This is a genomic window from Agromyces sp. NPDC058136, from assembly GCF_042884375.1.
Classification (GTDB): domain Bacteria; phylum Actinomycetota; class Actinomycetes; order Actinomycetales; family Microbacteriaceae; genus Agromyces.
In genome coordinates, this window is the sequence record NZ_JBHVUA010000003.1 from 532,953 (window position 1) to 542,114 (window position 9,162).

A 9,162-nucleotide genomic window follows, 5' to 3' on the forward strand; every position below is an offset into this window, starting at 1 on the left:
GCGTCGCCGCTGCGCGTCGGCGCTCCTCAACCAGCGGAGTTGCGGCCGAGATGACAGGAGTGGTCGCTCTGCACTCGGCAGAGCGACCAGACGTGTCACTTCGATTCGTAGCGGGCCCGAGACGCGTCGGGCTCCTCAATCGGCGGGGCTTCAACCAGCCGAGGGCTGGCTGAAGCGCAGCATGTTGCCGGCAGGATCGCGGAACGCGCAGTCGCGGACCCCGTAGAACTGGTCCATCGGCTCCTGCAGCACGTCGGCACCGGCGGCGCGGATCGCCTCGAACGTCGCATCGACGTCGGAGGTCGTGAAGTTCACCCCGCGCAGCAGCCCCTTCGCGAGCAGTTGCGCCGCGGCATCCTTGTCGGCTTGCGTTGCGTTCGGGTCCGCGATCGGCGGTTCGAGCACGATGTTGACGTCGGGCTGCGACGGCGAGCCGATCGTGACCCAGCGCATCCCCTCGTAGGCGATGTCGTTGCGCACCTCGAGGCCGAGCACATCGCGGTAGAAGGGGATCGCGGTCTCGTGGTCGTCGACGGCGATGAAGCACTGGGAGAGTGAGATGTCCATGACCCCGACGCTACCGAGGCGAGACCTGGCCCGCTTCTCCATTTCTGACGGGTCGCGTCTGCACCTTCACGATGCACGCCGGGATCGGTGCCGCCGCCTCGTGCGACCGCGCACGGTAGGCGCTCGGGCTCTCGCCGACGAGCTCGGTGAACCGGGTGCTGAACGACCCGAGCGAGGTACAGCCGACGGCGAAGCACACCTCGGTCACGCTGAGATCGCCGCGTCGCAGCAACGCCTTCGCCCGCTCGATGCGACGCGTCATCAGGTAGCTGTACGGCGTCTCGCCGTACGCCTCACGGAAGCTGCGCGAGAAGTGCCCTGATGACATCAGCGCGACGCGTGCCAGGGCCTCGACGTCGAGCGGCTGCTCGTAGTCGCGATCCATCGTGTCGCGGGCGCGCCGCAACCGAACCAGGTCGTCGAGGTTCACGTCACCACTCTTGCACAGCCGTGCGCGTGGCGGGATGGTCTCGAGACGCGTCGCCGCTTCGCGGCGGCGCTCCTCGACCACCGGAGGGAGACGCGTCGGCGCTCCTCGAGCACCGGAGGCGAGACTCAGACGGTGGGGTTCTCGAGCCGCTCGAGGAGTTCGCGGTAGCGCGCCGCCGTCTGCTCGACGATCTCGTGGGGGAGTGTCGGCGGCACCTCCGACGCCTCCTGATCCCAGTTCGCGCTCAACCAGTCGCGGACGATCTGCTTGTCGAAGCTCGCCATGCGCAGCTCGGGCGTCGCGGCCGTGGCGTACGCCGTGGCATCCCAATAGCGACTCGAATCGCTCGTGAGCACCTCGTCGGCGAGCGTCACGATGCCGGTCGCGCGGTCGGCGCCGAACTCGAACTTCGTGTCGGCGAGGATCAGCCCGCGCGCCTCCGCGATCGCGGACGCGCGGGTGAAGATGTCGAGCGAGAGGGCGCGCAGTTGCTCGGCGACGACCTCGCCGACGAGTTCGACGGTGCGCTCGTAGCTGACGTTCTCGTCGTGCTCGCCGAGCGGCGCCTTCCACGCGGGCGTGTAGATCGGCTCGGGCAGGCGGTCGCCGTTCGAGAGGCCCTCGGGCAGCGGGATGCCGCCGATCGCCCCCGTCTCGATGTACTCCTTGTAGCCGCCGCCGGTGAGGTAGCCGCGCACGACGCACTCCACCGGGAACATGTCGAGCGTGCGGCACAGCGTCGCCCGGTCGGCGACCTCGGCCGGCACGAGCGGGAGCTCGAGCGCCTCGAGGCGGTCGTCGAGCGGGTGCGCGAGGTGGTTCGGCACCTCGGGAAGCTGGTCGAACCACCAGTGCGTGAGCGAGGTGAGCAGCGCCCCCTTGCCGGGGATCGCGGGCTCGAGCAGGTGGTCGTAGGCGCTGACGCGGTCGCTCGCGACGACGAGCACGACGGGGGAGGTGGCGAGCGGGTCGCCCGTCCAGCTGTCGTCGTCGGTCATGAGCTTCGTCGGCACGTACAGGTCGCGCACCTTGCCCGAGTAGACGTGGGTCCAGCCAGCCAGTTCGCCGGTGTCGGTCATGATCGCTCCTCGCGCTCGGTCGTTCGGCTTGCCGTCACTCGGCGACGCGCGCTGCGATGTCGGTGCGGTACTGCCCGCCGTCGAGGCGGATGCGTCCGAGGGCGTCGTACGCACGGCGTCGCGCCTCGGCGAAGCCGTCGCCGACGGCGACGACGTTGAGCACGCGCCCGCCGGTCGAGAGCAGCGGCGCATCGTCGCCCGCGACGGCGTCGTCGGGCAGGGCGCCGACGGCGGTCGCGGCGTGGGCCAGGTGCACACCCGGCACGGATGCCGCGGCGTCGAGCCCCTCGATCGCGCGCCCCGTCTCGGGGGATTCGGGGTAGCCCTCGCTCGCGAGCACGACCGTGACGGCCGCCGAAGGGCTGAACACGGGACGCTCGAGCTCGCCGAGCCCGCCCGTCGACGCCGCGAGCAGCAGAGCCGACAGCGGGGTCTCGAGCCGGGGCAGCACGACCTGGGTCTCGGGGTCGCCGAAGCGGGCGTTGAACTCGATCACGCGGATGCCGCGCGAGGTGAGGATCAGCCCGGCGTAGAGCAGGCCGATGAACGGGGTCTGCTCGGCGGCGAGCTGCCGCACGGTGGGCAGGGCGATCGTCTCGATCACTTCGTCGACGAACGCCTGCTCGCTGCCGAAGCGGCCGCCGCGGCCGTCGACCGCGTCGCCGAGCCACGGCAGCGGCGAGTACGCGCCCATGCCGCCCGTGTTCGGGCCGGCGTCGCCGTCGCGGAGGCGCTTGAAGTCCTGTGCGGGCGAGAGCGGCAGCACGTGCTCGCCGTCGGAGAGGAGGAACAGCGACACCTCCTGCCCGTCGAGGAACTCCTCGACGAGCACGGGGCCCTGCTGCAGGTAGTGGGCGGCGTGCGCGAGCGCGGCGTCGCGGTCTTCGGTGACGAGCACGCCCTTGCCCGCGGCGAGGCCGTCGGCCTTGACGACGTACGGGGCGCCGAACTCGTCGAGCGTCGCGGCGACCTCGTCGAGCTCGGCGATGAGCTTCGCGCGCCCGGTGGGCACGCCCGCCTCCTCCATGATGCGCTTGGCGAAGGTCTTCGAGCCCTCGAGCGCGGCGGCCCGCTTGCCCGGCCCGAACACCGGGATTCCGGCGTCGCGGACCGCGTCGGCGACCCCCGCGACGAGCGGTGCCTCGGGGCCGACGACGACGAGGTCGATGCCGTTGTCGCGGGCGTAGTCGGTGACGAGGCGCGGGTCGCTCGCGTCGAGCGCCACGGTCGTCACGCTGCCGCGTGCCGATGAGGTGGGGGATGCCGCGATGCCCGCGTTGCCCGGGGCGGCGACGATCTCGTGCCCCGCCTCCTCTTCGAGGAGCGCGAGGATGATGGCGTGCTCGCGCGCGCCCGAGCCGAGGACGAGGATTCTCACCGCCTCAGGCTACCCGATCGCGACTTGCGAGAATGGGGGCATGGCACGCGTGAGGATCGGCGACGACATCGGACAGGCGGCACTCGTCACGGTGAAGGCGGTGGCGGCCGACGGCCGCGACCCCGCGGCATCCCTCGACCGTTCGACGGTGGCCCTCGCGGTGCGCTATTCGCTGCAGCTGCTCGCCGAGCGCGCCCCCGGCGGCACCCTCGAGGTGCGCGTGCCGCCGTTCGCGGCGGTGCAGTGCGTCGAAGGGCCCAAGCACACGCGCGGTACGCCGCCGAATGTCATCGAGACGGATGCCTCGACGTGGCTCGCGCTGGCGACCGGCCGCCTCTCGTGGTCGGAGGCGCGAGCCAGCGGCAAGGCGCACGCCTCGGGGCAGCGCGCCGACCTCGACGGGCTCGTGCCGGTCGCCTGAGTCGCCCGGGTCGATCGTCCGCGTCGGGGGTGGCCCGTAGCATCCGAGGATGGAACCCTTCACCATCGCCGTCCGACCCGACGTGCTCGACGACCTGAGAGCACGGCTCGAGCGCTCGCGATTCAGCGCGCCGAGCGCGCCCGCGTGGCAGGCCGGCCCCGACGCGGTCTTCCTCCGAACCCTCGTCGACCACTGGGCCCACGGCTTCGACTGGCCCGCGGCCGAGCGACGGCTGAACGCCTACCCGCAGTTCATCGACCGGGGGCAGCACTTCGTGCACCTGCGCCGCGATGCGAGCCGCCCGCCCGTGCTGCTCGCGCACGGCTGGCCGAGCAGCTTCCTCGAGATGCTGCCGCTCGCCGAGCTGCTCGACGTCGACGTCGTCATCCCGTCGCTGCCGGGGTTCCTCTGGTCCGAGCTCCCCGAGGGGCCGCTGACGCGAGCGGCGATGGCCGAGCGGTACCACTCGCTCATGACCGAGACGCTCGGCTACGAGCGGTACTTCGTGTTCGGCGGCGACATCGGCGGGGTCGTCGGCAGCTGGCTCGGGGCGATGCATCCCGCCGAGGTCGCGGGCGTGCACATGATCCACGGGCCGTTCCCCGCCGACTTCGACGCCTCGCCGATCACGCCCGAGGAGCAGGCCTTCCTCGACGCCGACGAGGAGCGCGACGAGACCGACTCGGGCTACAGCGACATCATGGGCACCCGGCCCGACACGATCGCCGCCGCCCTGATCGACTCGCCGGTCGGGCTCGCGGCATGGATCGTCGACAAGCTGCGCGCCTGGAGCGACTGCGGCGGCGACCTCGAGTCGCGGTTCGACCTCGACGCGCTGTGCGAACTGCTCACCCTGTACTGGGTGACGGAGTCGATCGGCACCTCGTTCCGCCAGTACTTCGACTACCCCGAGAACCCGCCGCGCCCCACGATCACCGTGCCGGTCGCCGTCACGCTGAGCAGCGAGCCGCCGTTCGAGTTCTTCCCGCGGTCGATCGCCGAGCGGGCCGCGAGCGACCTCCGGCAGTACTCGGCGCCGGGGCGCGGCGGCCACTTCCTCGCTTTCGAGGAGCCGGCGCTCGTCGCCGAGGAGCTCGTCGCGTTCATGCGGTCGGTGGGGTAGCGCGGTGTGCACGGCATCCCGCTGACGTCGGTCGAGTAGCGCGGAGTGCGTATCGAGGCCACTCGGGTGGTCTCGACACGCTTCGCTCCTCGACCGATCGAGATGGGGGCCGGGCAGTCCGGAACCCGCTGCTCCGAGCCCGCGCTCCGGTCAGCGCACCGGCAGCACGAGGGGCACGCCCGTGCTCGGGTGCGCGATCACCTCGACGGACTGGCCGTAGACCGCCTCGATGCGTTCGGCCGTGAGCACCTCTGCGGGGGCGCCGCTCGTCTCGACCCGCCCACGGTGCAGCAGCGTGATGTCGTCGGCGTAGGCCGCCGCGAGGTTGAGGTCGTGCAGCACGACCACGACGGTGTCGCCCGCGGCGGCGCGGTCGCGTGCGAGACGCAGCACGTCCTCCTGGTGCCGCAGGTCGAGGGCCGCGGTCGGTTCGTCGAGCAGCATGATCGGCGCCTGCTGGGCGAGCACGCGCGCGAGCGCGACGCGGGCTCGCTCGCCCCCCGAGAGCGACGGCACGGTGCGCATGCCGAGGTGCGTGACATCCGTCGCCGCCATCGAGCGTTCGACCACCGCGTCGTCGTCCTCGGCGGCGGGCGTGCGCGCCCACGGGTGCCGGCCCATCTCGACGACCTCGCGCACCGGGAACGGGAACGTCACCTGGTGCTCCTGCGTGAGCACCCCGCGGGCGCGGGCGAGCTCGCGCACCGGCCAGTCGGCGAGTTCGCGACCCGCGAGCACGACCGACCCCCCGCTCGGGCGGCGATCGCCCGCGAGCACGGCGAGCAGCGTCGACTTGCCCGCGCCGTTCGGCCCGATGAGGGCGTGCACACGGCCCGGGCTCGCGCCGAAGTCGACGCCGTCGAGCAGGGTCGCGCCGTCGATGCGCACCGACAGTGCGCGGGCCTCGAGGGCGGGCATGGTCGCGGGGCCAGCCGTGGTCGTGGTCGTGGTCGTCGCGGTGCCGCTCATCCCCAGCCTCCCGAGCGCTTGCGCGTGCGTCGCAGCAGCCAGAAGAAGAACGGCCCGCCGACGAGCGAGGTGAGCATGCCGATCGGCAGGTCGGCCATCGGCACCGCCGTGCGCGCGAAGAGGTCGGCGAGCACGAGCAGCAGCGCGCCGCCGAGCGCTCCCGCGACGATGAGCGGGCGATGTGCGGGGCCGATGACCATGCGCATGAGGTGCGGCACGATGAGCCCGACGAAGGCGATGATGCCGGCGAAGGCGACGGCCGCGCACGTGAGCACCGCGACGACGACGATCGACACGATCCGCACCCGCTCCACGTGCACGCCCAGGTGGCGGGCGCCGCGCTCGCCGAGGCTGAACAGGTCGAGCTTGCCACCGAGCACGAGCGAGATCGCGACGCCCGCCACGATGAGCGGCAGCATGACGACGACCTCGTTCCAGCGGGCGCCGTTCAGCGAACCGAGCTGCCAGAACACGATCTCCTCGCGCGACTGCGTGTCGCCGAGGAAGGTGAAGAGCGCGAGCACACCCGCCGCGAAGGCGTTGATCGCGATGCCCGTGAGCACGAGCGTGACGACCTCGGTGCGCCCGCCGGCGCGGCTCGCGAAGTAGACGATGAGGGTCGTCGCGAGCCCCGCGGCGAATGCGGCGCCCGCGGTCGCCCACTCGCCGAACGCCGTCCAGCCGAGCACGATCGACGCGGCGGCGCCGAGCGCGGCGCCCGAGGAGACGCCGACGACGCCCGGCTCGGCCAGCGGGTTCGCGAACACGGCCTGCATGACGGTGCCCGCGACGGCGAGGGCTGCGCCGATCAGGATCGCCATCGCGACGCGGGGGAAGCGGATGGTCCAGAGCGCCGAGTCGGCGTTCGGCACGACCTCGGGGGAGTCGCTGACACCCAGCGCGCGGAGGATCGAGGCCCACACCTCGCCCGGCGGGATCTGCAACTGCCCGCTGCCCGCCGACCAGAGGGTCGCGGCCAGCAGGGCGATCGCGAGCACGGCGATGAGGATGCCGCGGCGAAGGGGCGTGCGCGGCGCGGGTGCAGTGGTGGTGGTGGTGGTGGTGCGGGGTCCGGGACGGGCATGCCCGTCGGTACCGCGTGCGACGGCGGTCTCGGTCATCGGGGGCTACTCCGTGGCATCCGCGGGGCCCGACTGCGCGGGCGCGTAGACGGCGCGGGCGAGCGCCTCGACGACGGCCGGCGTGCGAGGGCCGAATCCGAGGATCTCGGTGTCGGCCATGTCGACGAAGCGGCGGTGCTCGCCCGCGGGGGTCGAGGCGAGTGCGGGCAGTCGTTCGAGCAGCCCGTCGACGCCGCCGGCCGATTCGAGCCCGCCCGACATCACGAGCACGAGGTCGGGGCGAGCCTCGACGAGGGCTTCGGCGGTGATGGGCCGCATGCCCACCCAGCCGATCTCCTCGGCGACGTCGAAGCCGCCGATCGCGTCGATGAGCGAGTCGGCGCCCGACTCCTCGCCGAACAGGTAGTAGACGTTCGCGTCGCCGCGCACGTAGAGGAAGAGCGTGCGGGGCCGCTCGGCCGGGTCGGCGGGGATGGCGGCGGCGATCTCGGCGTTCACCCGTTCGAGCTCGTCGCCCACGAGGGTCGCGAGGGCTTCGCCGCGGGCGGGCACGCCGAGCGCGGCGGCGACCTCGGTGATGATCTCGTCGACGTTGTCGACGCTGCGTTCGCGGGTCGTCGTCACGACCGGGATGCCCGCGTCGCGGAGCTGGTCGAGCACGGCGCGGGGGCCGAGGGTCGTGTCGGTGATGACGAGGTCGGGGTCGAGCGCGAGGATCGCCTCGGCGCTGATCGAGTGGCCGTCGTGGGTCACGACGGGGAGGTCGGCCGCCTCGGCGAAGCCGGTGGAGCCGTCGCGGCCGACGAGGAGTTCACCCAGGCCGAGGCCGTGCACGGTCGCGGCGAGGGTGCCGGCGATGTCGAGCGCGAGCACGCGGTCGGCGCTTTCGATGGTGACCTCGGCGCCGCTCGCGTCGGTGAGCGTCACCGGCAGCTCGGGCTGCTCGTCGACGTCGACCACGGGCAGGGTCGCGTCGGCGAGGCACGCGGTCGAGGGGCCTTCGAACTCGCGGGGGTGCGCGGTGAGCTCGAGCTCGCCGAACGGGAGTTCGGTGCCGACGCACTCGGGTTCGGTCGTGCCTGCAGCGCCGCCGGCCGACGCCGGAGCGGCGCAGCCGCTCAGCAGCAGGCCGCTCGCAGCGAGCAGTGCCGTCGCCGCGAGGCGCGCGCGCAGCGCCCGCCGGGTGCTCGGCGGGCGCTTCGGAGTCACGACGGAGGCGGGATTCGGAGGGACCATCGACTTGAGGTTAGCCTTACCTATGTTCTGGCTTGACATCGGGAGAATGCGGCATCTAGCTTCTTAGCTAAGCCTAAGCTAACTTCGCAGCCCGTTTCGCGCGAGGGATGCCACGGGCCGCCCCCATCCCTCGATCGACGCGCCGACGGTGCGAGCGGTCACCCCTGCCCAGAAGGACCGCGTCGTGAAGACACCGTCGACCACGCCCACCCCTCCGAGACGACGCTGGCTCGCAGGCCTCGTCGCGCTCGCCCTCGCGCTCGGCGGCTCGCTCACCGCAGCCGCACCCGCGCTCGCCGACAGCGGCCCCTCGGTCACCGTCACTGAGGCGCCGCGCGAGGGCGGCACCGTGACCGTCACCGGCACGGGCTTCACGGCCGACCGCACCGGCGTGTACCTCGGCATCGGGCCGGCCTCGGCCACTGGGTTCTACTCGGCCGGCATCGCCGAGAGCGGCACGGTGTGGGTCGCGACCGGCCTCGAGTCGACTGCGACGCGCGCGCCCATGGCCGCCGACGGCTCGTTCGAGCTGCAGCTCACCGTGCCCGCGGTCGGCGACGCCGAGCTCGCGGTGTTCACCTCGCGCGCCCACGGTGGCGGCATGATGGGCGACCTCAGCCAGGACACCGCCACGAAGCTGGCGTACGCCCCCGCACCGGTCGATCCCGTCGACCCGGTGGATCCCGTCGACCCGGTGGACCCCGTGGATCCCGTCGACCCGGTTGACCCCGTCGACCCGGTGAAGCCCGCGCTGACCATGTCGAAGTCGGTCGATCTTGCGGCCGAGGGTGAGACGGTGACGGTGTCGGGCAAGAACTACAACCCGGCGCAGGCGATGTATCTGACGTTGTGCTCGGATGTCCCGTTGGAGCAGGTC

At 72.4% G+C, this 9,162-nt stretch carries 9 protein-coding genes and 1 pseudogene; 3 read left to right on the forward strand and 7 right to left on the reverse strand.

The window, feature by feature from the left end:
• Positions 1 to 150: 150 nt before the first annotated feature.
• The 4 genes from ACFVTX_RS12005 to purD all read right to left on the reverse strand — a co-directional run bounded on the left by ACFVTX_RS12005 (position 151) and on the right by purD (position 3,454).
• Positions 151 to 567: a VOC family protein gene (locus ACFVTX_RS12005; RefSeq protein WP_386900313.1), complete on the reverse strand. Its 417-nt coding sequence runs from the start codon at positions 565 to 567 to the stop codon at positions 151 to 153.
• A 10-nt stretch (positions 568 to 577) separates the two neighbouring features.
• Positions 578 to 952 carry a helix-turn-helix transcriptional regulator gene (locus tag ACFVTX_RS12010; protein ID WP_386900418.1) on the reverse strand — a complete coding sequence of 125 codons (375 nt, stop codon included), beginning with the start codon at positions 950 to 952 and terminating at the stop codon, positions 578 to 580.
• Positions 953 to 1,122: 170 nt separating this feature from the next.
• Positions 1,123 to 2,076, reverse strand: coding sequence for a phosphoribosylaminoimidazolesuccinocarboxamide synthase (locus ACFVTX_RS12015; RefSeq protein ID WP_386900315.1), 954 nt, complete (start codon positions 2,074 to 2,076; stop codon positions 1,123 to 1,125).
• 34 nt (positions 2,077 to 2,110) lie between these two features.
• A complete protein-coding gene (gene purD / locus ACFVTX_RS12020; RefSeq protein WP_386900317.1) occupies positions 2,111 to 3,454 on the reverse strand; it encodes a phosphoribosylamine--glycine ligase in 1,344 nt (447 codons plus the stop codon).
• A 40-nt stretch (positions 3,455 to 3,494) separates the two neighbouring features.
• Here purD and ACFVTX_RS12025 point away from each other — a divergent pair, with 40 nt between their 5' ends.
• Together ACFVTX_RS12025 and ACFVTX_RS12030 are read left to right on the forward strand one after the other, a co-directional pair.
• Positions 3,495 to 3,875, forward strand: a complete 381-nt coding sequence (locus tag ACFVTX_RS12025) for a sterol carrier family protein (RefSeq protein WP_386900319.1) — start codon at positions 3,495 to 3,497, stop codon at positions 3,873 to 3,875.
• 49 nt (positions 3,876 to 3,924) lie between these two features.
• On the forward strand, positions 3,925 to 4,998 hold the full coding sequence (locus tag ACFVTX_RS12030; RefSeq protein ID WP_386900321.1) for an epoxide hydrolase family protein: 1,074 nt from the start codon (positions 3,925 to 3,927) through the stop codon (positions 4,996 to 4,998).
• A 150-nt stretch (positions 4,999 to 5,148) separates the two neighbouring features.
• Here ACFVTX_RS12030 and ACFVTX_RS12035 read toward each other — a convergent pair whose 3' ends face one another.
• The 3 genes from ACFVTX_RS12035 to ACFVTX_RS12045 are packed head-to-tail and all read right to left on the reverse strand — an operon-like array spanning position 5,149 to position 8,285.
• Positions 5,149 to 5,967, reverse strand: coding sequence for a heme ABC transporter ATP-binding protein (locus ACFVTX_RS12035; protein WP_386900322.1), 819 nt, complete (start codon positions 5,965 to 5,967; stop codon positions 5,149 to 5,151).
• Complete coding sequence (locus ACFVTX_RS12040) at positions 5,964 to 7,088, reverse strand: FecCD family ABC transporter permease (RefSeq protein WP_386900323.1); 1,125 nt, start codon at positions 7,086 to 7,088, stop codon at positions 5,964 to 5,966. The genes ACFVTX_RS12035 and ACFVTX_RS12040 overlap by 4 nt, the downstream gene beginning before the upstream one ends.
• A 6-nt stretch (positions 7,089 to 7,094) precedes the next feature.
• Positions 7,095 to 8,285: a hemin ABC transporter substrate-binding protein gene (locus ACFVTX_RS12045; RefSeq protein WP_386900325.1), complete on the reverse strand. Its 1,191-nt coding sequence runs from the start codon at positions 8,283 to 8,285 to the stop codon at positions 7,095 to 7,097.
• Positions 8,286 to 8,469: 184 nt separating this feature from the next.
• Between ACFVTX_RS12045 and ACFVTX_RS12050 the strand changes: the two are divergent.
• A pseudogene (locus ACFVTX_RS12050) lies at positions 8,470 to 9,162 on the forward strand (hypothetical protein); the annotation flags it as partial.

Excerpts from the sequence above, each read along its gene's own strand:
- ACFVTX_RS12005 (WP_386900313.1), bottom strand. The coding sequence starts at position 567 with ATGGACATCTCACTCTCCCAGTGCTTCATCGCCGTCGACGACCACGAG.
- ACFVTX_RS12010 (WP_386900418.1), bottom strand. The coding sequence starts at position 952 with ATGGATCGCGACTACGAGCAGCCGCTCGACGTCGAGGCCCTGGCACGC.
- ACFVTX_RS12015 (WP_386900315.1), bottom strand. The coding sequence starts at position 2,076 with ATGACCGACACCGGCGAACTGGCTGGCTGGACCCACGTCTACTCGGGC.
- ACFVTX_RS12025 (WP_386900319.1), top strand. The coding sequence starts at position 3,495 with ATGGCACGCGTGAGGATCGGCGACGACATCGGACAGGCGGCACTCGTC.
- ACFVTX_RS12030 (WP_386900321.1), top strand. The coding sequence starts at position 3,925 with ATGGAACCCTTCACCATCGCCGTCCGACCCGACGTGCTCGACGACCTG.
- ACFVTX_RS12035 (WP_386900322.1), bottom strand. The coding sequence starts at position 5,967 with ATGAGCGGCACCGCGACGACCACGACCACGACCACGGCTGGCCCCGCG.
- ACFVTX_RS12040 (WP_386900323.1), bottom strand. The coding sequence starts at position 7,088 with ATGACCGAGACCGCCGTCGCACGCGGTACCGACGGGCATGCCCGTCCC.
- ACFVTX_RS12045 (WP_386900325.1), bottom strand. The coding sequence starts at position 8,285 with ATGGTCCCTCCGAATCCCGCCTCCGTCGTGACTCCGAAGCGCCCGCCG.